This window comes from Pseudomonas sp. MPR-R2A5 (assembly GCF_058793055.1).
Genome location: NZ_JBXAFK010000051.1, coordinates 33,646 through 56,958, shown reverse-complemented (window position 1 = coordinate 56,958; position 23,313 = coordinate 33,646). Strand labels below are relative to the sequence as shown.

Here is a 23,313-nt window from a genome sequence, read left to right as displayed (position 1 = left end):
TGCGGGAATAGCTCAGTTGGTAGAGCACGACCTTGCCAAGGTCGGGGTCGCGAGTTCGAGTCTCGTTTCCCGCTCCATATTCAATGAAAACGCCGATCAGTGATGATCGGCGTTTTTGTTTGCGTGGGATTTATGCCGGCCGAAAAAGCCCGCCATCGCGGCGGCCTCATTCGGCTATCAGAGCTTCGGCAACTGCCCGATACGCCCCATCATTTCAGTAACGATCTGCAGATCCAGCAAGAACTGGTCGACCGTCTTGAACTCTTTATTGGTGTGGCCGGTGTACTTAACGTCGAGCCTGGCCAGGCCGAACTGCACGCCATTGGGTAGGTCATGCACCGAGGTTGAGCCGGCAGAGGCGCCGAATTTTCGCGGCATGTCGAGGTTTTCGCTGGCTACGTCCAGCAAAGCCTTGACCCACTCGCCCTCGGGGTCGCGGAACATCGGTTCGGTCATCAAGTAGTCCACGTCCATTGCAATGGCGTTCTTCGTGCTCCAGGCGCCCAACTTGTCGGCAATCTCGGCTTTCAGCACGTCCAAACGTTTTCCCTTTGGTACGCGTAGGTTGACCGTCAGCGTGAAGGTCTTTTCGTTCATTCCGATGAAGGTCAGTGATGTAGTCAGAGGCCCCATGAAAGTGTCCGAAAAGCCAATACCCAGTTTGCCTCCCAGGTAATCCAGCCCCCAGTTGTCGGCAGCGTAACGCGCGGCATCGGAAATATGGTTTTGCTTGAGTGCGATGTTCCCGTCCAGGCTGTGGATGAAGCCCAACATCCTGGAGACGGGGTTCACACCGGATTCGGGTTCTGATGAATGCGCGGACACGCCGGTAACGGTCAGTTGGACTTCCTTGCCGACGACTTGGGCGTTTACGTTGAAATTATCGCCATTGCGCCTCGCATATTCGTTACCCGCCTTTTGCAGGCGGGCTGCCAATTCAATCGGATTTTCCCCCACCAGTATGGCAACCGAGGTCAGCGGGATCTGGTTGGCGGCGAGACCTCCGGTCATGGAGATGATTTCGGCGCCGTCGCCCTGTGCAGTACGTCGGGCAAAGTTCGCGGTGACAGTGCCATAGCCTTTCTCGGCAATGACCACCGGATAACCGCCATCCAGAGCCACGTTGTAGTGGGGCGTAGGGTTGCGTTCAAAGTAGTAGGCGATTGCATCGCCGGCGATTTCCTCAGTGGTATCGACCAGCAGCTTGAAGCTTCTCGCCAGCGGTAGCCGCTCCTCCTGGATGACCTTCATGGCGTAGAGCGCCACCACGATGCCATTCTTGTCGTCCTCCGTGCCTCGGCCATACAAGCGGTTGCCGACCTGGGAAACCTCGAATGGGTCGAGCCGGGTGCCGTTTTCCAATACCCAGTCCTGCGGATTGGCAGGCACGACGTCGGCATGCGCGTGAATGCCCACGACTTCATCGCCGGCGCCGTTGAGCGAGACCTCGAAAACGCGGTTGTCGATGTTGCGAAAGGAGAGGTTGAATGATTCTGCCAACGTCTTGAGTGTGTTGCCCATCTTGATGAATTCGGGGTTATCGTGCTGGGCAACCCCCTCCACACGAAATGTCGGAATGGCCACCAGTTCGCGCAGGGTGCCAATGGCGGCGTCCCCGTACTTCAATCGGGCATAGAGGCCAAGCAGGCGATGAATCTGGTTTTGCTGTGCGGTGGAAAGTGCCTTGCCGTCAAGGAAACCGCTGATTGCCGCGCCGAGGTCGCTTCTCATGGGTGGGGCGCTCACGCCCAGCTGTCTCAGGAACTCACGGAAGTCAGTGGGCAATGTTTCGCTGAAGTGCGTGAGGATGGCGCGGCTTTGTTGCGGGGAAATATTGGCCTGTACGGGCAGGGTGAATGCTGCAAGGGGGACTACCAGGGCAGCGATGAGCAGGTGCTTAAGTGATGACTTCATTGTTGTGGCACTCCTATCTTCGTAGGCAGTTGAGATTGCCTGCCGAAGCTAACACCGTGAGGTAGAAGGACGGGTGCTCAAAACAAAATGAGATGTTTCCTACGAGCGTCTTACCCATGCAAAAACGCCGCTCGGTCAAGGGCGGCGTTTTTGTTTGTGCGCGGCCAGGCAGCCAGCGCGATGGACCCGCCAGGACGGCGGATCCGAGGGGGGTCAGAGCTTCGGCAACTGCCCGATACGGCCCATCATTTCGGTAACGATCTGCAGGTCCAGCAAGAACTGGTCGACGGTCTTGAACTCATTGTCGGTGTGGCCGGTGTATTTCACTTCCGGGCGCGCCAAGCCGAACTGCACGCCGTTCGGCAGCTCATGCACCGACGTCGCGCCGGCCGAGGTCCCGAACTTGTGTTCCATGCCCAGGTTTTCGGTGGCCACCGCCAGCAGGGCCTTGACCCACTCGCCTTCGGGGTTGCGGTACATCGGCTCGGCGATCGAGTAGGTGAAGTCCACTTTGACTTTGGTTTTCTTGTCCCAGGCGCTCAGCTTGTCGGCAATCTCGGCTTTGAGTTTTTCCGGCGACTTGCCCTTCGGCACGCGCAGGTTCACCGCCAGCTTGAAGGCTTTGTCATCCAGGCCGACAAACGTCAGCGAGGTGGTCAGCGGGCCCATGAAGTCATCGGCGAAACCTACGCCCAATTTGCCCCCCAGGTAATCCAGGCCCCAGTTATCCGAGGCATACCGCGCGGCGTCGGTGATGTGGTTGTGCTTGAGGGCGATCGTGCCGTCGACGCTGTGGATCAATTCCAGCATGCGCGCCACCGGGTTGACACCGGACTCCGGTTCGGACGAGTGCGCGGACACGCCGGTGACGGTCAGCTTGACGTCTTTGCCGTCGACCTTGGCGGTGACCTCGAAATCGCCGCCGTTGCGCTTGGCGTATTCAGCCCCGGCCTTTTGCAGGCTGGCGGCCAATTCGGCCGGCTTGTCGCTGACCAGGGTGGCGACTGAAGCCGACGGAATCTGGTTGGTGGCCATGCCGCCGGTCATCGAGATGATTTCCGCGCCTTTGCCTTCCCCTTTGCGACGCGGGAAGGTGGCCATGACCGTGCCATAGCCTTTCTCGGCAATCACCACCGGGTAACCGCCATCCAGTGCCAGGTTGTACTGCGGCGTCGGGTTGCGCTCGAAGTAATACGGGATCGCATCCCCCGACGTTTCCTCGGTGGTGTCCACCAGCAGCTTGAAATTGCGCGCCAGTGGCAGTTTCTCCTCCTTGATCACCTTCATCGCATACATCGCCACCACAATACCGTTCTTGTCATCCTCGGTGCCGCGGCCATACATGCGGTCGCCAATCAGCGTGACCTTGAACGGATCGAGCTTTGTGCCGTCCTTGAGTACCCAGTTTTCTGGCGTGACTGGCACGACGTCGGCGTGGGCATGAATACCGACCACTTCATCGCCGCTGCCCTCCAGAGAGATTTCGTACACGCGGTTGTCGACATTGCGGAAGCTCAGGTTGAAAGCTTTCGCCAGGCCCTGGAGCTTGTCGGCGATCTTGAGGAATTGCGGGTTTTTGTACTGCGGCAGGCCATCCACGTTGAAAGTCGGGATTTCCACCAGCTCGCGCAGGGTTTCGAGGGCGGCCTTGCCGTACTTCACGCGGGTGTAGATACCCAGCAGGCGATGGATTTCATTTTGCTGCTCGGCGGTGAGGGGCTTGCTGTCGAGAAATGCACTGATGGCCGGGCCCACGTCGCTGGTTTTGCCCAGCTCGCCCTTGGCCAGGGTGCCGAGGAAACCACGAAAATCGGTGACGGAGGTTTCGCTGAAACTCTTGAGAATCGCCGTGCTCTGTTGCGCGGTGATGTTGGCGAAGGCGGGCGAAGTAAAGGCCGAAAGACTGGCCGCGAACAGGGTCGCAACGGCCAATTGCTTAAGTGGAAAGTGCATGGAGGGACGCATTCCTTTGCAGGTAGTGAGTAGGACGTTTCTGATCGATCTGTCAGAAACATTTCCACACACTACCATTACTCAGGTGTCCCTGGTCAATGCTGGCCAGGATGGGGCGCCGGGTACTCATCGGTGACGTTCAAGGCTCTTGCGTAGGGCCCGTCCCACAGCTGCTCATGCAGATCCCCTATACGCCTGGCCATCGTTTCACTGCGCATCACCACTTCCAGATTGCGCGAGTTATCCAGGTAGCCACCCAGCCAATTGCTGGTACCCACCCACGCCACTTTCCCGTCGATCTCCAGGGTCTTGCTGTGGATGACCCGCGCGTAGGGAATAAACCCTTGCTTGGCCTCGGGCAGGGTGACGATCTTGATCTGCACGTTGGGCAGTACCGCCAGGCTTTTCAGGTACGGCAGCTCCAGTGCGTCGGTGTTCCAGTTCGACACCATCAGCTTGATCGACACCCCCCGCGCGGCGGCCGCTCGCACGGCGTTGTCGATCACGGCGTAATACGGGCGGGTTTTATCCGGGCCGTAGGACAACGGCGCGTAGTCGAGCAACTGCACGCGGACTTCGTGTTGTGCTTCGCTGAGCAGGCGTGGCAGTTCGAGTTGTGAATCACCCACGCCCGGCGGGTTATAGCGTTGCGGGCTGGCCACCAGGTAGTTGCCGGTGCGCGCGGGTGCTGTACCGGCGGCCGGCAGGGGCACGGGTTGGTGCTCGGTGAGGGCGGCCTGCGCTCGCCAGTCCTGGTCAAAGATCGCCTGTACCTGGCTTACCACCGGGGCGTCGGTGATCCGCAGTCCGGTTTCATGGATATGTTCCAAAGAACGCCAGTCGAAATTCTGGCTGCCGATAAACGCCTGTTTGCCATCGACCACCATGTATTTGGCGTGGAGGATCCCGCCGCTCAGTTGTCCGTACGACAACACGCGTAAGCTCAGGTTGGGAATCGCGCGTAAGCGTTCCAAGGTGGAGGCTTCTGACAAGCGAATGCCTTTTTCCTCCAGCAGGAAGCGAATCTTCACGCCGCGTTTGCCAGCGGCTTCCAAGCGTTCGATGACGCTGTCCATCACCGAGCTGGGGTGATCCACCGCGTAGAACTGGCCGATATCGATCGTACTTTTGGCGCCGTCGAACAGCTCGATCCACACTGGGCCCGGCTGGCGCAGATCGGCGGTGCCCAACGCGGTATCCACCGGCACGGTGTGCACCAGTTCAAACCCCGGAATCGAAAAATCCGCCTGGACCAGCGGACTCATGAGCAAGCCGGCGAGGCCTGCGATGCGCACTTTCAAGGAGAGGGACATAGCGGTCTCGAGTCAGAAAAAGAAGACGGGCGCATCACGCGCCCGTCCCAACACTTACGCAGTACGGCTGTGCAACGCCGCAGGCACCAGATGCGGCACTTCACCCTGCACACGGGCACCGGTGGCGGCGCGAATCAGCAGGATCTTCAACTGATCGTTGATGCGCTCCAGGCTGTCCTGGAAGAAGTTGTGGAAGACCACGCAGAACAGTGCAATGGCGATCCCCAAACCGGTGGCGAACAACGCGGTACCGATGCCACCGGAAATCTGCCCTGGGTCGGACACACCCGCCGAGGCCAGCGCCTTGAACGTGTCGATGATGCCGAGGATGGTGCCCAGCAAGCCCAGCAGCGGCGCGGCGGTGGTGATGGTCTCGATGATCCACAGGCTGCGGGCGAGTGGCGCGCGGGTGGTCAGGTATTGGGTTTCGATCACGTCATCCAGGTCCTTGCGCGAACCGTGGGAGGCCTTCTGTGCCAGCACCGGCACCACCATGCTTAATGGCAGGCTGTCGCGACGCGTCAAGCTATCCGGCAAGTCGCGCTCGCTGTGCACCTGGGCGCCCAGTGCCGCGGTCAAGGCGCGTGCCTGGCGGCGGACGTAGGCGAAGTAGATGCCTCGTTCGATGGTGATGAAGATGGCGATGGCCATCGCGGCATACATCACATAGAAGGTGATGTCGTGGAGCAGGTTCATGTCCATGTTCACTTACCTCGCAGTTAGAAATTGGCTTCCAGGGACACCGTCACGGTGCGTTCCAGGCCGACGATGTAGGCCGGGTCGCCGTCGCGGAAACCACCGTAGGTGGCGGCGTTGGTCTTGGTGGTGTACACCCCGTCCAGGTACTTCTTGTCGAACAGGTTGTCGACGTTCAGGCGCAGGGTCGCGTCCTTGACCACCTTCTTGTCCACCGGCAGGTAGATACCGGCGCCGGCGTTGAACACGGTGCGCCCGGAGATGGCTTCGTCGTTGGTCAGGTCGCCATAGAGCTTGCTGGTGTATTTGCCGCCGAAGGTGCCGTAGAAGCGCCCGTCGTCATACCCGATGTTGGCTGCCAGCATGTTTTTCGGCACGTTGGCGAACTGCTTGCCGCTGGTGGGCAACAGGATCGCTTTGCCGGCGTTGTAGACGGTCAGGTCATCCTGCTGCTCGGCCTTGGTGTAGGTGTAGGAGGTGTAATAGTTGAAGTGGTTGGGCAGCAGGCCGCTCCACTCCAGCTCCAGCCCGCTGTTGTTGACGGAGCCGGCGTTGATGTCGGCGAAGTCGCCGTTGATGTCCTTGGACGACACCTGGCGATCCTTGAACTGCATGTAGAACAAGGTGGCGGCCACGGTCATGTCGTCGCCGGTGAAGCGCCAGCCCAACTCATGGTTCCAGCTGGTTTCCGGCTTGGAGTTGATCGAGTCCACACCCTTGTCGTACAGCACGTAGTTCTGCGGGATACGCATGTTGCGCGACAGGCTGTAGAACAGTTGGTCGCGTTCATCGAGCTGGTATTTGAGGCCAGCGTTGGGCAGCAGTTTGTTGTAGCTCTGGTTACGTTTTTCGGCTTGTTCGGTGAGGCTGCCGTGGTTGGTACCGTCACGCTTGACGTTCATGTACGCCAGGCCGGCCACCAGGGTCCAGTCGGGGGCGAAATACCAGGTGTCCTGTGCCCAGACTTTCTGTGCTGGCGTGACGGTGAAGCGGTCGCGACCCTGCACGGTATTGCCGTTGGCATCGACCACGGCGTCGCCGTCCGGCCAGGTGTCGGTGGGTTTGCCGTTGTTCTTGAGCGCAATGAACGGTTGGGTCTGGCTCTGCCGCGCGCGTTCGTACCAGTAGCCGAATTGCAGGCTGTGTTCTTCCAGGTCCCAGTTCAGCTTGGTGGTAATCCCTGGTCGCCACGTCTGCGTGCGCGAAGGGCGGTAGTACACGCCGGTGGTGGAGGAACCGTCGGCGTTGTATTGCGCTGCGGTAGGCAGGTTGCTCAGGTCGAATACGCCGCCAGCGTTCGAGCCACGGTTGAGTGCGTAGCTCGACGAGTTGACGCCGCTGCCGTTACCCCAGAAGTAATACGGGATCACCGACAGGGCCAGGTTATCGGCCAGTTTGAACTGGGTGTTGAGCACGCCGGTAAAGGTCTGGAACGGGTTCTGCGCCAGGGCGTAGTAGCTATTGAGCTTACCGTTGCTACCCACGGTCGGCGTGGCGGGGTAGGGGTCGTACTTAGGGCCGTTCTGTTGGAATTGGGCCTTGGTCAACTGGCTATAACTGTTGTTGTCCTGCTCGTGGTACTTGAGGATCAGGTTGGCGGTGTTGCCGTTGCCCGCATCGAAGAAACTGTTCCACTCGACCTTGTCCGCCCGCACGGCACCTGAACCACGCCACATCTCGCCTTCGGTGTGGGACACCGATAGCCAGTTGCTCAGGCCATTGACCTCGCCGGTATTGAGACGGGCGAAGGTCTTGCGCGTGGCGTTGCTGCCCATGATCTGTTTGACGAACGCGCCGGTTTCCTTGGTCGGGCGAATGGTCACGATGCCGATATTGCCGCCGCTGGAACCGATGTGCGGGCCGTCGGATTCGGCCGAGCCCTGGGTGACGAAGATCTGGTCGATGTTTTCCGGGTCGCCCAGCAGGTTGGAATACAACGCGTAGTTGCCGGAATCGTTGATCGGCATACCGTCCACGGACATCCCCACCTGATCGGAGTTAAGCCCGCGCATGGTGAAGCGAAAGCCCGAGAGGCCGGTGTTGTCTTCACTGGAGATATTCAAGCCCGGGGTGTACTTGAGCTTGTCGATCGCATTGCCGGTGGCGGTCTGTTTATCCAGGGCCTCCTTGGTCACGGTGGAGCGAGCCTTGATGCTTTCTTCCTGCACCATATAACCGCCACCGGCAGTGGCTTTGCCCTGAACCCCAATGGTCCCGACATCGCTGTCGCTGGTGTCGGCCATGGCCATGCCGTGGCCCATGCTTGCGGCAACGAGTGCCAGATGAATCCGTGTGAACCTCATCACTGTCGTCCTGGTGTCGGGTGCTTATTGCACGCTGTAGTTGAAGGTGGCGGTGAAGCGCTGCTCATTGCGCCCCCCGAAGGCTTGCTCGGGGAACGGCTTGACTTGCTTGATACGACGCAAGCTGTTGGTGGCGGCCCGGTTGAGCAACATGCTCGAGGCCTGGGTTTGCAAGCCGGAGTCGAGTACCCGACCCTGGCGGTCTACCAGCAGCCAGATCACGACCTCGCCGGTGGGGCGTTCGAGGGAGGCCTGGCGTCCGGTGGGGTATTGCTTGTAGGTGTCCAGCTCATTGCGCAAACCCTTGAGGTAACCGCCTTCCAGGGCCTGGCTGTCGACTTTCGGTGGCGCAGGCGGTGCGGGTGTCGGCGCCGCCGGGGCAATCACGGGGGGTGCCGGTTTGGCGGCGGCTACCGGTGGCGCGGTGGGCGCGGTTTTGGTGATCACCGGTTTGGGTTGCGGTTTTGGCTTGGGCTTGGGTTCCGGCTTGGGCGGTGGCGGCGGTGGGGCCTCTTCGTCCTCGATCACGGGGGGTGGCGGCTCTTGTTCCACCACCGGTTCCGGCACCACTTCGGGCTCCGGTTCGACCAATGCCAACTCGACCGCCGACTCGTCGTACACCGGCTCGACTTTCAACGTCTGGGACTGGATACCCAGTGCAATCAGCACCAGGGCGATCAGGGCCGGCACACTGCCGAGCAGCTGACGCGCACGAAACAGGACGTACATGATCAGGACTTACGCGTGGCAATGGACACGGAGGTAAAGCCACCCATACGCAGGGTGTCCATCACCTCGACCAGGCGCGACACTTCCACGCCCTTGTCGCTGTTGACGATGATCGTCGACTTGGTATCGGGCTTTTCTGCCGCCTTCAGCGCCGGTACCAGAGCGTCGACCGTAAGGTCTTTGCCGTCGAGTTGCAGTTGGCCTTCCAGGCCCAAGGTCAGGATGAATTTGTTCTGTGGCTTGAGCTGTTGTGAGCTGCTGGCGCTGGGCAACTGGGTCTTCATACCGAGCGCCGGAATCACGTTCAGGCTCACGAGTACGAAAAACACCAGGAGGAACATCATCACGTCGATCATCGGGATCAGTTCGATGTGTGCCTTGCGCTTCTTGGGTTCATCCCAGGTTCTCATTCCGCTACCCCGTTATTGAATTAGGGGCGACACGCTAGCAATGAAAAATGACCGAACGGTTAACTTTAGTTGACGTTTTGAGGGCTCTAGGACGCGTCTTACAGACGACTTACCGGTCATTTACGGGGTGTAACCAAACTGACACTCACCGGGGGCATTCTCAAAAAATTTACATCGAGGCGCCCCTGGAATGAGTAGCCAATTGCCACATCTCTCCACCTCGCGACTGCTGTTGCGAGCGCTGGAAAAAGCCCAGGCCGAGACGTTGTGCGCCCTTGCCAACGGGCCGAACGTTGCCGACAACACGGCCAGCATTCCGTCGCCGTACACGCTGGAAGACGCCCATGGTTTTATCGACGGCATGCAGGAAAAATTTCGTTCCCTGGGCTTGATTAGCCTGGGCATGCATCGGCGTGACATAGACGCGTTGGTGGGCATCGTTAGCCTGCGCATCAACGCTACTCATCACTACGGGCACTTGGGTGGCTGGGAGTCTCGGTCATGAGCGGCGAGATTGATCTTGGCCGCCGCCGGGTACTTGCCGGGCTGGCGGTGGCTACCACGTTTTCGATTCTCAGCCCGTTCGCCCGCAGTGCGGGAGTCGACTATCCGTTCACCTTGGGCGTGGCGTCTGGCGATCCGCTGCCAGATGGCTTTGTGATCTGGACACGCCTGGCGCCGTTGTTCAATGCGGTCGATGGCCAGGGTGGCTTGAGGCGTGCGGTGCCGGTGCGTTGGCGAGTGGCCAGCGATGCGGCGATGACACGCATTGTGCGCCAGGGCGAGGTGATGGCCACCGAGCGGTTTGCCCATTCGGTGCATGTGGAGGTCGCGGGGTTGGTGGCGGGCAGGCCGTATTGGTACCAGTTCGAGGGGCTGGGGGCGCAGAGCCCGGTGGGGCAGTCGCGTACGGCGCCGCCACGGGATGCGATGGCATCGGCGCATGTGGGGTTTGTTTCCTGCTCGCACTGGGAGCGTGGTTATTTCAGCGCCTATCGCCACCTGGCGGCGGAGCAACCCGACCTGGTGTTCTTCCTCGGCGACTACATCTATGACAATTCCTATGCGGCCGATTCGGGCAAGATCATTCGTCCCCATGGCAGTGGCAATGCGGTGAGCCTGACGGACTACCGCAACCGCTACGCCCTGTACAAGACCGATCCGGACCTGCAGGCGCTGCACGCCGCGGCCCCCAGCGTGGCCACCTGGGACGATCATGAGGTGCAGAACGACTACGCCAACCGCTGGTCCCAGGACCCCAGGATTCCAGTGGCACAATTTCTCCAGCAACGGGCAGCGGCCTACCAGGCGTTCTACGAACATATGCCGCTGCGCGCCAGCAGCCTGCCCCACGGCTCGGACATGCGTATCTACCGACGCCTGGACTACGGACGATTGGCGCGTTTCCACGTACTCGACGGCCGCCAGTATCGCTCCGAACAACCGTGCATCCTCGCCAATGGCAGCCACCAGGGGCATGTAGCGGCCAATACTTGCGCCGACTTGCGTGACCCAGGGCGCACGATGCTGGGGTGGCAGCAGGAGGCCTGGCTGGACCAGGGCTTCGCCCAGTCCAAGGCGCAGTGGAATGTGATCGCCCAGGACCTGCTGGTGGCACCGCTGACCCAACGCGACCTGACCAGCCACATGCCTGGGCGCTGGACCGATGGGTGGGATGGCTATATGGCTAATCGTTCGCGGATGCTGGCGTCCATCGAGCGTCATCGGGTCAAGAACCCGGTGTTCTGGGGCGGCGATATCCATTCGTTCTGGGCCACGGACCTGCATGCCGATGGCGATCGCCCGGATTCACCGGTCGTCGCCACCGAGTTTGTCGGCACGTCGGTGACGTCCGACGGGCCGCCCTATGACGCCTTCACCCAGATCCTGCCGCTGAACCCCCATGTGAAGTTTTTCGACAGTCGCCAGCGGGGCTATGTGTCGGTGGCATTGGAGGCGCGAAAGATGCTGACGAACTTTCGGGTGATTACCGATCCGCGCGACCCGGCAGCCACCGTTTCGACGCTCAAGTCGTTTGTAGTGGAGCCGGGGCGGGCGGGGGCGATCATGGTCTAGGGCGTGCTTTTATCGCTGAGTTTGCCGCTGATGCGTTGTGTCAGTTGATTTCGTAGCGAACGGACAACGCGCCCTTTTTCTCCGACAGCGCCAGGATCGTCACCTGGCCCAGCTCGCTCAACGCTTGCACATGGGTACCGCCGCAGGCATAGGCGGGCAGTTCGCCAAAGCCGACTTCCCGGGTGCCATCTTCCAGCGTCATATGGCGCGGGAAGTCGGCGGCGATCCATTGGTTGACCTGCTGCTGAATGGCTTCGGCGTCCATGGTCTGGGCCTGTTCGCCACGAATAAACGTGATCTTGCCTTCGCCTGGCCAATGGTGCGCCTTGATCGGCATCCAGCCGAGTGTTTCGCCGACATTGCCGATCAAGTGGCCGGCGGAATGCAGGCGGGTATGCAGGGTGCGACGTTGCTCATCGACCCGCGCCGTGATCGGGCCCGGTTCCACCGGCTGGTCGACATAGTGCACCACGCGATCGGCCTCTTGGGTGACCCGCACTACCTGACTGCCGCCAAGCCAGCCCGTGTCGAACGGTTGGCCACCGCCCTGGGGGTGGAAAATCGTCGATAGCAGGATGACGGCAAATTGCCCTGCGTGCGGCGTGCAGCTCAGCACTTCAAGCTCGGCGGTGAGGTGGTCGTGGGTGAAAAACAGGCGCTCGGTCATTCTCTACATCCGCATCAAGGTTCTGCGGGCAGTATAAATAGTGCGTGAATGAGTGATAATCCGCTGAATTATCAATGGACCTGTGCGTCATGAGCATCAATCTTCCCTTGCCGCTGCTGGGTGAAATGGCGATCTTCGTCAAAGTGGTGGAAGCCGGCAGTTTCTCCGCAGCGGCGCGGCAATTGAGTGTTTCGCCGTCGGCGGTGAGCCGGAGTATTTCGCGACTCGAACAGGCGCTGGCGACTCGCCTGTTGCAGCGCACCACGCGCAAGTTGCGTTTGAGCGAGGGCGGCGAAGAAGTGTTCAAGCGTTGCCAGGAGATGGTCAACGCGGCGCGCTCGGTGATGGAAATCAGCGGCCAGTTCACCCACGAGCCCGAGGGCCTGGTGCGGGTCAGCGTGCCCAAGGCGGTGGGGCGTTTTGTGGTGCATCCGCATATGCCGGAGTTTCTGCGGCGTTATCCCAAGGTGGATGTGCAACTGATCCTGGAGGATCGGCATGTGGACCTGATTGACGACAACGTCGACCTGAGCATCCGCATCACCGACAGCCCGCCGCCTGGGCTGGTGGGGCGGCAACTACTGCCCATCGAGCACTTGCTGTGCGCGACACCCCAGTATCTGGCCGAGCACGGCACGCCTGGCCATCCCCAGGATTTGTTAGGACACAGTTGTATCTACCTGGGGGAAACCCCAGGGGATTCACGCTGGAAATTTCGCCAGGGCGGCAGGGCGGTGACGGTCGGCGTGCGTGGGCGTTATGCGGCAAACCACACGGGCGTGCGGCTCGATGCCGTGTTGCAGCATGTGGGGATTGGCAGCTTGCCGTATTTCACCGCGCGGCATGCCTTGGAGGAAGGGCGCTTGGTGCAGGTGTTGCCCGCGTGGGATTTTATTGCGTCCTACCATGGCCAGGCGTGGTTGCTGCATTCGCCAACGCGGTATCTGCCGCCGAAGTTGCGGGTGTTTATCGATTATCTGGTGGCGTGCATGGCGAAGGAGCCGACGTTGAGCCCCCGCTGAATCTCTGACTCAGCGCTGTCGCACAGCAAACTGGAAACCCTGTGGCGAGCGGGCCCGTTGTGGCGAGCGGGCTTGTTGTGGCGAGCGGGCTTGCCCCGCGTTGGGGCGCGTAGCGGCCCTAATACCAGTCTCCCAGTTCTACCAGAAGAAATGCGGTGGCCTTATTGGGGCTGCTTCGCAGCCCAACGCGGGGCAAGCCCGCTCGCCACAACAGGCCCGCTTGCCACAACGGGCCCCTCGCCGTAAAAAAGCCGTCATTTAAGAAGATATTTTAATTCTTAATCATCAGTGACTTATTTGAGGGTTGAGGGGGCTTGCTCCCACATTCAGTTCAGCAGTGCCTTGAAGGATCAGTGCTTGCTCTGGTCCTGTGGCATGGCCAGCAGTTGCTTTTCCTGGTTCCAGTCGAACGGTTCGTCGTTCTGTTCGGCTTCGAAGCGACGTTCTTCCAGGGCCTGGTACAGGTCCAATTCTTCGTCGGGCATGAAGTGCAGGCAGTCGCCGCCAAAGAACCACAGCAGGTCGCGCGGCACGAGGTGGGCGATCTGCGGGTAGCGCAGGATGACCTGGCTCATCAGGTCCTGGCCCAGGTACTGGCTTTCGATCGGGTCGATCGGCAGCAGGGCGCGCAGTTCGTCAAAGCGTTCGAGGAACAGGGTGTGGCTTTCCTCGGGCACCTGTTCGGCTTCGCCGACGGCAACCAGGATACTGCGCAGGTGGTCGAGCAAGACGAGATGATCGGCAACGACGTTGGACACGAGATAAGTCCTCTAAAGCAAAAACGGGCGCAGGAGTATATAGCCCCAGCGCCCGTTTTTATATGACCGCTGGACTCAGCGGACCTTGCCCTCTGCCTGGGCCAGTTCTTCCTTGCTGAAATCATCCACGTCGATCACCTTGCGCCGTGCCGCCTCGGCGTCGCGCAGGGTCTGCGCTTCGGCCGGTTGCAGCACCCCGGCGTGCAGCGCCGCGTCGATGGCAGGCTCGCCGGCCGTCGGCTTGACCTGGCCGCTCTTGAGCGCAGCATGCAGTTTCTTTTGCAACGGATGACTGGCGCCGAGCAGGTCGTAGGCGTGTTGCAGGGCGCCTACGGGATCGTCCACCGATTGCGGGCGATAGCAGCCGGCCAGCAACTCCTCGAGCGTCGGGTCGCCCTTGGCGCGGCCGATGACCGCGGCCACCTCGGCATCCAGCGCATCGGATGGCCCCGTATGGCGACGGCCGAACGGGAATACGATCACCCGCAGCAGGCAGCCAAGCACCTTGCTCGGGAAGTTGCTCAGCAGTTCATCCAGTGCGCGCTCCGACTCGCCGAGGCTTTCTTCCATGGCCCAGGTGAACAGCGGTTCGAGGTGGTCCGGCGAATCCAGGTCGTGGTAACGCTTGAGCGCCGCCGAGGCCAGGTACATATGGCTCAGCACATCACCCAGGCGCGCCGACAGGCGTTCGCGGCGTTTCAATTCGCCGCCCAGCAGCATCATGCTCAGGTCGGCGAGCAGCGCGAACGCGGCGGCCTGGCGGTTCAGCGCACGGAAGTAGCGCTGGCTCAAACGGTTGCCCGGGGCTTTTTCGAAATGCCCGACACCGAGGTTGAGTACCAGGGTGCTGGCCGCGTTGCTCACGGCAAACCCGATGTGCTGCATCAGCAGGCCGTCGAACTCCTTCAGGGCCTGGTCGTGGTCTTCGCGACCGGCCAGGGCCATTTCCTTGAGCACGAAGGGATGGCAGCGAATCGCGCCCTGGCCGAAGATCATCAGGTTGCGCGAGAGGATATTCGCGCCCTCCACGGTGATGAAGATCGGTGCACCCTGCCAGCTGCGACCCAGGTAGTTGTTCGGGCCCATGATGATGCCCTTGCCACCGTGTACGTCCATGGCGTGGCTGATGCACTCGCGGCCGCGCTCGGTCAGGTGGTACTTGAGGATCGCCGACAGCACCGAGGGTTTTTCCCCGAGGTCGACGGCATTGGCGGTGAGCATCCGCGCACTGTCCATCAGCCACGCATTGCCGCCGATACGTGCCAGGGCTTCCTGGATACCTTCGAAGGCCGACAGCGGTACGTTGAACTGTTCGCGCACCTGGGCGTATTGGCCGGTGACCAGGCTGGTGAACTTGGCGGCGCCGGTGCCGACGGCGGGCAGGGAGATCGAGCGGCCTACCGACAGGCAGTTCATCAACATCATCCAGCCCTTGCCGAGCATTTCCTGGCCGCCGATCAGGAATTCCAGGGGGATGAACACATCCTTGCCCGAGTTGGGGCCATTCATGAATGCCGCGCCCAGGGGGAGGTGGCGGCGGCCGATGTTGACCCCGGGCGTATCGGTCGGGATCAGCGCCAGGCTGATGCCGAGGTCTTCTTCTTCACCCAGCAGGTGGTCCGGGTCATGGGCCTTGAAGGCCAGGCCGAGCAGGGTCGCGACAGGGCCGAGGGTGATGTAGCGTTTTTCCCAGTTCAGGCGCAGGCCCAGGGTTTCCTTGCCTTCCCATTCACCCTTGCAGATCACCCCGGTGTCGGGCATGGCGCCGGCGTCGGAGCCCGCCAGCGGGCCGGTGAGGGCGAAGCACGGAATATCGTCGCCACGGGCCAGGCGTGGCAGGTAGTGGTTGCGTTGTTCGTCGGTGCCGTAGTGCAGCAGCAGTTCGGCCGGGCCGAGGGAGTTGGGCACCATCACCGTGGAGGCCAGGTCGCCGCTGCGGGTGGCGAGCTTCATGGCCACCTGGGAGTGGGCGTAGGCAGAGAAACCCTTGCCGCCATATTCCTTGGGGATGATCAGGGCGAAGAAACCGTGGGTCTTGATGTGCTCCCAGGCAGCGGGTGGCAGGTCCATGGCCTGGCCGATTTCCCAGTCGCTGACCATGGCGCAGAGTGCTTCGGTGGGGCCGTCGATGAAGGCCTGCTCTTCTTCGGTCAGTTGCGCCTTGGGGTAGGCCAGCAGTTTGTCCCAGTCGGGGCGACCACTGAACAGTTCGCCGTCCCACCACACGGTGCCCGCATCGATCGCGTCGCGCTCGGTCTCGGACATCGGCGGCAGGACTTTCTGGAACCAGCTGAACAGCGGCTTGGTGAAGTATTGGCGGCGCAGGTCTGGCAGCAGCAGCGGCGCGGCGACAAGGGCGATCAGCACCCAGAAGATCAGCAGCAGCCAACCCGGTGCGTGGCTCCAGGCGCCCATCGCCAGCAGGTAAACGGCGACCACGCCCAGGGCGGGCAGGGGCGCGGTGCGGCGGTGTGCCAGGTAGGCAATGCCGACCACCAGAACCAGTATCCACAACAACAGCATATTCAATCCTCCATGAAACCAGGGGCAAAACCACCATTGAGCTTAGTCGGCATCCGAGAAAGCGCGGTGATCAGGCGTTACGAGTGGTACTGGGAACACCGTGGGATCACCGATCACCAGGCGCCGACATTTGGCCGATTCGTCGTTATCTCCATGGCACACCTGTCGTTAAACTCCAGGCTTCCCTCGGAGATCAAGCTCATGGATACGTACCTGAGTCCCAGCCGCTTCATCGATAGTGACCACCCTGCCGTGGTGGAGTTCGCCGAAAAACACCGCGGTACCCGCACGGTTTTAAGTGACCAGGCAGTCGCCCTGTATTACGCCGTACGGGAGGCAGTGCGCTACAACCCCTACACCTTCAGCCGCGACCCAGGCACCTTGAACGCCAGCTTCGCCCTGGCGGCTGGCGAAAGCTATTGCGTGCCCAAGGCCACCTTGCTCGCCGCCTGTGCGCGGCACTGCGGCATTCCGGCGCGCATCGGCCTGGCGGACGTGCGCAATCATCTGTCGACGCCGCGCCTGATTGCGCTGCTCAAAAGTGATGTGTTCGCCATGCACGGCTACACCGAGCTTTATTTGAACGGCCGCTGGGTCAAGGCGACGCCCGCGTTCAACCAGCAATTGTGTGAGCTGTTCGATGTGCCGCCGCTGGAGTTCGACGGGGTCAATGACAGTGTTTTCCATGCGTTCAACCGCCAGGGGCAACGCTCGATGGAATACGTGGTGGATCATGGGCAATTTCCCGATGTGCCCGAGGCTTTCTTCTTCGCCCATCTCCAGCAGTGTTACCCGCACCTGTTTACCGACGACATGCCGAGCCTGCTGGGCGATCTGCGCAGTGATTTAAGCCGCGCGTGAAGCGGCGTATGCTGCTGCGTTCATCCAGCCATGTTCATTCACAATAAGGCACGGTCATGCTGAAAATCTGGGGTCGTAAAAATTCATCAAACGTCAGGAAAGCACTGTGGTGCGCCGAGGAACTCGGCCTGGACTATGAGGCAATTGATGCGGGCGGGGCTTTTGGCGTGGTCGACACGCCGCAATACCGGGCGTTGAACCCCAATGGCCGGGTGCCGGTGATCGAAGACGGCGATTTTGTCCTGTGGGAGTCCAACACCATCGTGCGTTACCTCTGCGCCAAGCAGGCGTCGAGCTGGTACCCGAGCGACCTGAAGGCGCGGGCCAACGCGGAAAAATGGATGGATTGGACCACGTCGACCCTCGCCGAACCGTTCAAGAGCGTGTTCTGGGGCATTGTGCGCACGCCCGCTGACAAACAGAACTGGGACACCATCCACGCCGGGCGCCAAGCCTGCATCGATGCGCTCAAAACCGTCGACCGGGCCCTTGCCACCCAACCCTACCTGTCAGGTAATGAGATCGGCATGGGTGATATCCCCCTGGGCTGCTTTATCTACGCCTGGTTTGAAATGCCCATCGAACGCCCTTCGATGCCCCATCTAGAGGCCTGGTACCAGCGCCTGCAACAACGGCCGGCCTACCGCAAAGCGGTCATGACCGCGTTGACTTAATACTGACTATTAATACAGGTGACTGTACTTGTGCGGCGCGGGCAAGCACCATGCTTGTCATGCGCCGCCGTTGAACTACGTGGGCTGCGCCCTCATCTATTGTTCCTATTCCCTTCTTTGGTGCGTATTCCGATATGAGTTCCGCTCTGTCCATCCGGCAGCTAACCAAAACCTACGGCAACGGTTTCCAGGCCCTGAGTGGTATCGATCTGGACGTTGCCGAAGGTGATTTCTTCGCCTTGCTTGGCCCCAACGGTGCCGGCAAATCCACCACCATCGGTATCCTTTCGACCCTGGTCAACAAGACCAGCGGCACGGTGAATATTTTTGGCCATGACCTGGACCAATCCCCGGCGGCGCTCAAGCGTTGCATCGGTGTGGTGCCCCAGGAATTCAACTTCAACCAGTTTGAAAAGACCTTCGACATTGTCGTGACCCAGGCCGGTTACTACGGCATTCCGGCGAAAATCGCCAAGGAACGCGCCGAACAGTACCTGACCCAACTGGGCCTGTGGGACAAACGCGACGTGCCTTCGCGTTCGCTCTCCGGCGGTATGAAGCGGCGCCTGATGATCGCCCGCGCGCTGGTGCACGAACCGCGCCTGTTGATCCTTGATGAGCCCACCGCCGGGGTGGACATCGAACTGCGTCGCTCGATGTGGACCTTCCTCACCGAGCTGAACGAGAAAGGCATCACCATCATCCTCACCACCCACTACCTGGAAGAGGCCGAGCAGCTGTGCCGCAACATTGGCATCATCGACCACGGCACCATCGTCGAGAACACCAGCATGCGTAACCTGCTGAGCCAGTTGCATGTGGAGACGTTCGTGCTCGACCTGAAAAACAACCTGTCGGTACCGCCGCAACTGGTTGGCTACCCGACTCGCCTGGTCGACGGCCACACCCTGGAAGTCCAGGTGGACAAAGCCATGGGCATCACTGCGTTGTTCAGCCAATTGGCGACCCAGAACATCGAAGTGTTGAGCCTGCGTAACAAAACCAATCGCCTTGAGGAGTTGTTCGTGTCCCTGGTGGAAAAAAACCTGGCGAAGGTGGCGGTATGAGTTCTGAACTGCAACCCAACCTCGTCGCACTGCAGACCATTGTCTATCGCGAAGTGAAGCGCTTCACCCGGATCTGGCCGCAGACCCTGCTGCCACCGGCGATCACCATGGTCCTGTACTTCGTGATCTTCGGTAACCTGATCGGCCGGCAGATCGGCGACATGGGTGGCTTCACCTATATGGAGTACATCGTGCCCGGCCTGATCATGATGTCGGTGATCACCAACTCCTACGGCAACGTGGTCTCCAGTTTCTTCGGCAGCAAATTCCAGCGTTCCATCGAAGAACTGATGGTCTCGCCGGTGTCGCCACACACCATCCTGATCGGCTACACACTGGGTGGCGTGCTGCGAGGCTTGATGGTCGGTGTGATCGTGACCTTGCTGTCGCTGTTCTTCACCCACCTGCAAGTGCACCACCTGGGAGTCACCCTGTTGGTGGTGGTGCTGACGGCGACGATCTTCTCGTTGCTGGGGTTTATCAACGCAGTATTTGCACGCAACTTCGACGATATCTCGATCATCCCGACGTTCGTGCTGACCCCACTGACCTACCTGGGCGGGGTGTTCTACTCCATCACCTTGCTGCCGCCGTTCTGGCAGACCGTGTCCCTGGCCAACCCGGTGCTGCACATGGTCAACGCGTTCCGCTACGGCATCCTTGGGGTGTCGGACATCAAGATCAGCGTGGCGATCACCTTCATGATCGTGGCCACGGTGGTGTTGTATATCGGTTGCGCGAAGTTGCTGGTGAGCGGGCGCGGGATGCGTACCTGAGCACCGACCTGAACGTGGGGAAAAATGGGGGGAGGGGGCTTGCTCTCCGATAGCGGTGGATCGGTCAGTGCAAGGCTGACTGTCAGGCCGCTATCGGGAGCAAGCCCCCTCCCACATTTAGATGTGTGTCAGGTCTGCAATGCCAGCTCGATCAGCTCGTGCAGTTCTTCAACCGTCAGCGGTGTGCTCGAGAACAGAATACGAAACACCGTCGGTGCCGCCAGCAGGTTGATCAGGTGATCCACGCTGGGCGGTGGCGGCGTGTCGTGCGGGTAGCGATCGACAATCGCCTGGAACTGCCCGCTGAGGATGCTCACGCAGTACCCAGGCGTAGCCCGGCACTGCACATCGCGCATCATGTTGCGCCCCGGCTCCGAACTCATTTCATCCAGGTATTGCTCGGCCCAGGCTTGCAGGTCGCCACGCAGGCTGCCGGTGTTGGCCGGCTCGCTGTCGGGGCGCATGCGGGCCAGGGCCACGTCCGCGAGCAACACGGAGAGGTCGCCCCAGCGTCGGTAGATGGTTGAGGGGGTGACGCCCGCGCGCGCGGCAATCATCGGCACGGTGACACTGGAACGCTCATGGGTTTCCAGCAGTTCACGCACCGCCGAATGGACGGACTCTTGTACCCGGGCACTGCGGCCCCCCGGGCGGAGGCCTTCTTTTATCGCCATGGGTGTGACCTTAACACAAAGAATTTGCTTTAAGCCCTGATCGGTCGCACACTGCGCAAAAGCAAAATATTAGCTTTAGCGGAGCGTGCCCATGTCCAACCTGACTTCACACCGTTCCAGCCTGGTGTTCCTGGCGATCACTTTGCTGACGTTCCTGGCGGCTTCCAGTGCGCCGACGCCGTTGTATCACCTGTATCAGGAGGGCCTGCATTTTTCAGCGGGCATGCTGACCCTGATCTTCGGGGTATACGCTTTGAGCCTGCTGGTGGCGTTGCTGACCGTAGGTTCGCTGTCGGACCACCTGGGGCGCAAGCCGGTGATCTTCACCGCACTGCTCCTCGAGATGCTGGCGATGCTGCTGTTTATCCATGAAGACAGCGTGGCCTGGCTGATCGCCGCGCGGACCCTGCAAGGTTTCGCCACCGGCATGGCCACGGCGGTACTGGGTGCCGCGCTGCTCGATACCGACCGCCAGCACGGGCCGCTGATCAACAGCGTCGCGCCCTTGCTGGGGATGGCGTGTGGCGCCATGGGGTGCAGCCTGCTGGTGGAATTCGCGCCGTTTCCCACCACCTTGATCTACTGGACACTCTTGAGCCTGATGGTGTTGCAGGCCGTGTATGTGTGGCGCCTGCCGGAAACCGTCAGTCGGATCCCTGGCGCGTTGGCCTCGTTGTGGCCCACCTTGCATGTGCCGCTCCAGGCGCGCCGCGCGCTGTGGATTGCGCTGCCGGTGGATATCGCCGTATGGGCCATGGGCGGGTTCTATCTGTCCCTGGCGCCTTCGCTGGTGCGGGCGGCCACGGGGTCGACGTCCAATCTGATCGGCGGCGGGCTGGTAGCGGTGTTGACCTTGAGCGGTGCGCTGATGATTTTCAGCCTGCGCAATCGCCCGGCGGACAAGACCTTGCGCCTGGGCGCCGTGTTGCTGGCGGTGGGCGTCGCGCTGATCCTCAGTGCCGTGCACGCTGCCAGCCTGCCGTTGTTTTTCCTTGCGACGCTGATCGCCGGCAGTGGTTTTGGGGCCGGGTTCCTCGGCGCCTTGCGCAGCGTTGTACCGTTGGCCTTGCCCCATGAGCGCGCCGGCTTGATGTCGGCGTTCTACGTCCTGAGTTACCTGGCGTTCTGTGTGCCATCGCTGTTGGCGGGCAACCTGACGCGCACCTTCGGGTTGATCGCTACCACCGATGCGTATGGCGTGTCGCTGATCGTGCTGGCACTCAGTGCCTTGGCGGCGCTGCTGCTGCAGGATTACACCCGCACCAAGGCGACATCGAGCCCGTGATGCGCTCATAATCGGCGATCTCCGACCGCCTTGAGATTCAAGCATGAAGATCATCCGCAGCAAGGACTTCACCGGTAGCCGCGCCTGGGAGGCGCTGGATATCGCCAACATGAACGGCATCACCACCCGTTTGCACTGGACCGACCAGCCGTACCGCTGGCACGTCAACGATGGTGAGGAAGTGTTCGTGGTGCTCGATGGCCGGGTGCATATGCACTACCGCGACGGCGGCATGGAGCAGGTGGCTGAGTTGGCCGTGGGCGACATTTTCTACGCCGGCGTCGGCACCGAACATGTGGCGCATCCCCAGGGCCCTGCGCGCATCCTGGTGATCGAAAGCGAAGGCAGCGTTTGAGCGCATATCGGTAAAATAGATAACAGTTAGAGATATTACCCGTTATATAGATATTCGATCAGGTTCTACCATGGCCTCAACCTCATGCGAGGAAGAGGATTGCCATCATGACCTGCTCGAATACCATCAGCTACAAGCCCTTCAGTCACCTGGCCCGTCCCCGGGAAGTGATTCGCCAGTTCACCCCCAACTGGTTTGCCGCGACCATGGGCACCGGCGTGCTTGCGCTGGCCCTGGCTCAATTACCGTTCGACCTGCCGGGTTTGCGCGCCATTGCCGAAGGGCTGTGGCTGTTCACCATTGGCTTGTTCCTGCTGTTCAGTGCCCTGTATGCGGCGCGTTGGGTGATGTTTTTCCACGAGGCCCGGCGGATTTTCGGGCACTCCACCGTCTCGATGTTCTTCGGCACTATCCCCATGGGCCTGGCGACCATCCTTAACGGATTGTTGTTGTTCGGCCTGCCACGCTGGGGGAGTGATGTGCTGCCCCTGGCCGAGCTGCTCTGGTGGCTGGATGTGGCCATGTCCCTGGCCTGCGGCGTGCTGATCCCGTTCATGATGTTCACCCGCCAGGAACACAGCATCGATCAGATGACCGCCGTATGGCTGTTGCCGGTGGTCGCGGCCGAAGTGGCGGCGGCCAGCGGTGGCCTGCTGGCGCCGCACCTGGTCGACGCCCATTCGCAACTGGTGATGCTGGTGACCAGTTACGTGCTGTGGGCGTTCTCCCTGCCGGTGGCGTTCAGTATCCTGACCATCCTGATGCTGCGCATGGCCTTGCATAAATTGCCTCACGCCAATATGGCCGCATCGAGCTGGCTGGCCCTCGGCCCCATCGGTACCGGTGCCCTGGGTATGTTGGTGCTGGGCGGCGATGCGCCGGCTATCTTTGCCGCCAATGGTTTGCCCGGCGTCGGTGAAATGGCCAACGGCCTGGGCCTGGTGGCGGGTATGACCCTGTGGGGCTTCGGCTTGTGGTGGATGCTGATCGCGGTGCTGATCACCCTGCGTTACCTGCGCGCCGGTATCCCGTTCAACCTGGGGTGGTGGGGTTTTACCTTCCCGCTGGGGGTATATGCCCTGGCCACGTTGAAGCTGTCGAGCCTGTTGCACCTGGGCTTCTTCAGCGCATTTGGCAGTGTGCTGGTGGGCGCGTTGACGCTGATGTGGCTGGTCGTTGCCAAGCGCACTGTGCAGGGCGCCTATAAAGGTGAGCTTTTTGTTTCGCCGTGTATTGCAGGACTAGGGAATAAGTAAG

20 protein-coding genes, 1 tRNA gene and 1 pseudogene are annotated in these 23,313 nt (G+C 61.0%); 11 read left to right on the top strand and 11 right to left on the bottom strand.

Annotation, left to right across the window (positions count from 1 at the left end; translation table 11 throughout):
* Position 1: 1 nt before the first annotated feature.
* Positions 2–77: transfer RNA gene (locus tag AC1Q6I_RS28500), tRNA-Gly, on the top strand.
* A gap of 100 nt (positions 78–177) precedes the next feature.
* Here AC1Q6I_RS28500 and AC1Q6I_RS28495 read toward each other — a convergent pair.
* The 7 genes from AC1Q6I_RS28495 to AC1Q6I_RS28465 form a co-directional block, all read right to left on the bottom strand.
* The gene (locus AC1Q6I_RS28495; RefSeq protein ID WP_102624111.1) at positions 178–1,914 is read right to left on the bottom strand and encodes a dipeptidase; all 1,737 of its coding nucleotides are present in this window, start codon (positions 1,912–1,914) and stop codon (positions 178–180) included.
* A gap of 213 nt (positions 1,915–2,127) precedes the next feature.
* A complete protein-coding gene (locus tag AC1Q6I_RS28490) occupies positions 2,128–3,867 on the bottom strand; it encodes a dipeptidase (protein WP_102624112.1) in 1,740 nt (579 codons plus the stop codon).
* Positions 3,868–3,962: 95 nt separating this feature from the next.
* Positions 3,963–5,180 (bottom strand): phospholipase D-like domain-containing protein, encoded by a 1,218-nt coding sequence (locus AC1Q6I_RS28485; RefSeq protein ID WP_102624113.1) that lies wholly within the window; start codon positions 5,178–5,180, stop codon positions 3,963–3,965.
* A gap of 54 nt (positions 5,181–5,234) precedes the next feature.
* Positions 5,235–5,882 carry a MotA/TolQ/ExbB proton channel family protein gene (locus AC1Q6I_RS28480; RefSeq protein WP_069075596.1) on the bottom strand — a complete coding sequence of 216 codons (648 nt, stop codon included), beginning with the start codon at positions 5,880–5,882 and terminating at the stop codon, positions 5,235–5,237.
* A 17-nt stretch (positions 5,883–5,899) separates the two neighbouring features.
* Positions 5,900–8,179: a TonB-dependent receptor gene (locus AC1Q6I_RS28475; protein WP_024074347.1), complete on the bottom strand. Its 2,280-nt coding sequence runs from the start codon at positions 8,177–8,179 to the stop codon at positions 5,900–5,902.
* Between the two features lie 24 nt (positions 8,180–8,203).
* On the bottom strand, positions 8,204–8,908 hold the full coding sequence (locus AC1Q6I_RS28470; protein WP_024074348.1) for an energy transducer TonB family protein: 705 nt from the start codon (positions 8,906–8,908) through the stop codon (positions 8,204–8,206).
* 2 nt (positions 8,909–8,910) lie between these two features.
* Positions 8,911–9,318, bottom strand: coding sequence for an ExbD/TolR family protein (locus AC1Q6I_RS28465; protein WP_017254317.1), 408 nt, complete (start codon positions 9,316–9,318; stop codon positions 8,911–8,913).
* 190 nt (positions 9,319–9,508) lie between these two features.
* Between AC1Q6I_RS28465 and AC1Q6I_RS28460 the strand changes: the two are divergent.
* Together AC1Q6I_RS28460 and AC1Q6I_RS28455 are read left to right on the top strand one after the other, a co-directional pair.
* Positions 9,509–9,808, top strand: a pseudogene (locus AC1Q6I_RS28460) (GNAT family N-acetyltransferase); the annotation flags it as partial.
* 11 nt (positions 9,809–9,819) lie between these two features.
* A complete protein-coding gene (locus AC1Q6I_RS28455) occupies positions 9,820–11,394 on the top strand; it encodes an alkaline phosphatase D family protein (RefSeq protein ID WP_102624114.1) in 1,575 nt (524 codons plus the stop codon).
* A gap of 40 nt (positions 11,395–11,434) precedes the next feature.
* On the opposite strand, the gene AC1Q6I_RS28450 is transcribed toward AC1Q6I_RS28455, so the two are convergent.
* A complete protein-coding gene (locus AC1Q6I_RS28450; protein WP_024074351.1) occupies positions 11,435–12,061 on the bottom strand; it encodes a serine-tRNA(Ala) deacylase AlaX in 627 nt (208 codons plus the stop codon).
* A gap of 89 nt (positions 12,062–12,150) precedes the next feature.
* Here AC1Q6I_RS28450 and AC1Q6I_RS28445 point away from each other — a divergent pair, with 89 nt between their 5' ends.
* Positions 12,151–13,083, top strand: coding sequence for a LysR family transcriptional regulator (locus AC1Q6I_RS28445; protein WP_041161134.1), 933 nt, complete (start codon positions 12,151–12,153; stop codon positions 13,081–13,083).
* Between the two features lie 350 nt (positions 13,084–13,433).
* On the opposite strand, the gene AC1Q6I_RS28440 is transcribed toward AC1Q6I_RS28445, so the two are convergent.
* Both AC1Q6I_RS28440 and AC1Q6I_RS28435 read right to left on the bottom strand, forming a co-directional pair.
* Positions 13,434–13,841, bottom strand: coding sequence for a PA2817 family protein (locus AC1Q6I_RS28440; protein ID WP_010567536.1), 408 nt, complete (start codon positions 13,839–13,841; stop codon positions 13,434–13,436).
* A 75-nt stretch (positions 13,842–13,916) separates the two neighbouring features.
* Positions 13,917–16,364 carry an acyl-CoA dehydrogenase gene (locus tag AC1Q6I_RS28435; protein ID WP_102625530.1) on the bottom strand — a complete coding sequence of 816 codons (2,448 nt, stop codon included), beginning with the start codon at positions 16,362–16,364 and terminating at the stop codon, positions 13,917–13,919.
* A 201-nt stretch (positions 16,365–16,565) separates the two neighbouring features.
* Between AC1Q6I_RS28435 and AC1Q6I_RS28430 the strand changes: the two genes are divergently transcribed.
* The 4 genes from AC1Q6I_RS28430 (at position 16,566) to AC1Q6I_RS28415 (ending at position 19,742) form a co-directional block, all read left to right on the top strand.
* On the top strand, positions 16,566–17,225 hold the full coding sequence (locus tag AC1Q6I_RS28430; protein ID WP_024074354.1) for a transglutaminase-like domain-containing protein: 660 nt from the start codon (positions 16,566–16,568) through the stop codon (positions 17,223–17,225).
* Positions 17,226–17,281: 56 nt separating this feature from the next.
* Positions 17,282–17,899, top strand: a complete 618-nt coding sequence (locus AC1Q6I_RS28425; RefSeq protein ID WP_102625529.1) for a glutathione S-transferase family protein — start codon at positions 17,282–17,284, stop codon at positions 17,897–17,899.
* Positions 17,900–18,033: 134 nt separating this feature from the next.
* Positions 18,034–18,966, top strand: a complete 933-nt coding sequence (locus AC1Q6I_RS28420) for an ABC transporter ATP-binding protein (protein ID WP_024074356.1) — start codon at positions 18,034–18,036, stop codon at positions 18,964–18,966.
* Complete coding sequence (locus tag AC1Q6I_RS28415; RefSeq protein ID WP_024074357.1) at positions 18,963–19,742, top strand: ABC transporter permease; 780 nt, start codon at positions 18,963–18,965, stop codon at positions 19,740–19,742. Before AC1Q6I_RS28420 ends, AC1Q6I_RS28415 begins: the two co-directional genes overlap by 4 nt.
* Before the next feature lie 128 nt (positions 19,743–19,870).
* Here the strand turns inward: AC1Q6I_RS28415 and AC1Q6I_RS28410 are convergent, their stop codons facing one another.
* The gene (locus tag AC1Q6I_RS28410; protein ID WP_102625528.1) at positions 19,871–20,416 is read right to left on the bottom strand and encodes a TetR/AcrR family transcriptional regulator; all 546 of its coding nucleotides are present in this window, start codon (positions 20,414–20,416) and stop codon (positions 19,871–19,873) included.
* A 91-nt stretch (positions 20,417–20,507) separates the two neighbouring features.
* On the opposite strand from AC1Q6I_RS28410, the gene AC1Q6I_RS28405 reads away from it, so the two are divergent.
* The 3 genes from AC1Q6I_RS28405 to AC1Q6I_RS28395 all read left to right on the top strand — a co-directional run bounded on the left by AC1Q6I_RS28405 (position 20,508) and on the right by AC1Q6I_RS28395 (position 23,312).
* On the top strand, positions 20,508–21,701 hold the full coding sequence (locus AC1Q6I_RS28405; RefSeq protein ID WP_069075600.1) for an MFS transporter: 1,194 nt from the start codon (positions 20,508–20,510) through the stop codon (positions 21,699–21,701).
* Between the two features lie 43 nt (positions 21,702–21,744).
* A complete protein-coding gene (locus tag AC1Q6I_RS28400) occupies positions 21,745–22,056 on the top strand; it encodes a cupin domain-containing protein (RefSeq protein WP_024074360.1) in 312 nt (103 codons plus the stop codon).
* Between the two features lie 107 nt (positions 22,057–22,163).
* Complete coding sequence (locus AC1Q6I_RS28395; RefSeq protein ID WP_024074361.1) at positions 22,164–23,312, top strand: TDT family transporter; 1,149 nt, start codon at positions 22,164–22,166, stop codon at positions 23,310–23,312.
* The last annotated feature ends 1 nt before the right edge of the window (position 23,313 follow it).

What these genes read in the sequence shown, in the direction of transcription:
- AC1Q6I_RS28485 (WP_102624113.1), bottom strand. Translation starts at nt 5,180, where the DNA reads ATGTCCCTCTCCTTGAAAGTGCGCATCGCAGGCCTCGCCGGCTTGCTC.
- AC1Q6I_RS28490 (WP_102624112.1), bottom strand. Translation starts at nt 3,867, where the DNA reads ATGCACTTTCCACTTAAGCAATTGGCCGTTGCGACCCTGTTCGCGGCC.
- AC1Q6I_RS28450 (WP_024074351.1), bottom strand. Translation starts at nt 12,061, where the DNA reads ATGACCGAGCGCCTGTTTTTCACCCACGACCACCTCACCGCCGAGCTT.
- AC1Q6I_RS28410 (WP_102625528.1), bottom strand. Translation starts at nt 20,416, where the DNA reads ATGGCGATAAAAGAAGGCCTCCGCCCGGGGGGCCGCAGTGCCCGGGTA.
- AC1Q6I_RS28455 (WP_102624114.1), top strand. Translation starts at nt 9,820, where the DNA reads ATGAGCGGCGAGATTGATCTTGGCCGCCGCCGGGTACTTGCCGGGCTG.
- AC1Q6I_RS28475 (WP_024074347.1), bottom strand. Translation starts at nt 8,179, where the DNA reads ATGAGGTTCACACGGATTCATCTGGCACTCGTTGCCGCAAGCATGGGC.
- AC1Q6I_RS28465 (WP_017254317.1), bottom strand. Translation starts at nt 9,318, where the DNA reads ATGAGAACCTGGGATGAACCCAAGAAGCGCAAGGCACACATCGAACTG.
- AC1Q6I_RS28445 (WP_041161134.1), top strand. Translation starts at nt 12,151, where the DNA reads ATGAGCATCAATCTTCCCTTGCCGCTGCTGGGTGAAATGGCGATCTTC.
- AC1Q6I_RS28405 (WP_069075600.1), top strand. Translation starts at nt 20,508, where the DNA reads ATGTCCAACCTGACTTCACACCGTTCCAGCCTGGTGTTCCTGGCGATC.
- AC1Q6I_RS28480 (WP_069075596.1), bottom strand. Translation starts at nt 5,882, where the DNA reads ATGGACATGAACCTGCTCCACGACATCACCTTCTATGTGATGTATGCC.
- AC1Q6I_RS28395 (WP_024074361.1), top strand. Translation starts at nt 22,164, where the DNA reads ATGACCTGCTCGAATACCATCAGCTACAAGCCCTTCAGTCACCTGGCC.
- AC1Q6I_RS28425 (WP_102625529.1), top strand. Translation starts at nt 17,282, where the DNA reads ATGCTGAAAATCTGGGGTCGTAAAAATTCATCAAACGTCAGGAAAGCA.
- AC1Q6I_RS28415 (WP_024074357.1), top strand. Translation starts at nt 18,963, where the DNA reads ATGAGTTCTGAACTGCAACCCAACCTCGTCGCACTGCAGACCATTGTC.
- AC1Q6I_RS28470 (WP_024074348.1), bottom strand. Translation starts at nt 8,908, where the DNA reads ATGTACGTCCTGTTTCGTGCGCGTCAGCTGCTCGGCAGTGTGCCGGCC.
- AC1Q6I_RS28420 (WP_024074356.1), top strand. Translation starts at nt 18,034, where the DNA reads ATGAGTTCCGCTCTGTCCATCCGGCAGCTAACCAAAACCTACGGCAAC.
- AC1Q6I_RS28430 (WP_024074354.1), top strand. Translation starts at nt 16,566, where the DNA reads ATGGATACGTACCTGAGTCCCAGCCGCTTCATCGATAGTGACCACCCT.
- AC1Q6I_RS28495 (WP_102624111.1), bottom strand. Translation starts at nt 1,914, where the DNA reads ATGAAGTCATCACTTAAGCACCTGCTCATCGCTGCCCTGGTAGTCCCC.
- AC1Q6I_RS28400 (WP_024074360.1), top strand. Translation starts at nt 21,745, where the DNA reads ATGAAGATCATCCGCAGCAAGGACTTCACCGGTAGCCGCGCCTGGGAG.
- AC1Q6I_RS28435 (WP_102625530.1), bottom strand. Translation starts at nt 16,364, where the DNA reads ATGCTGTTGTTGTGGATACTGGTTCTGGTGGTCGGCATTGCCTACCTG.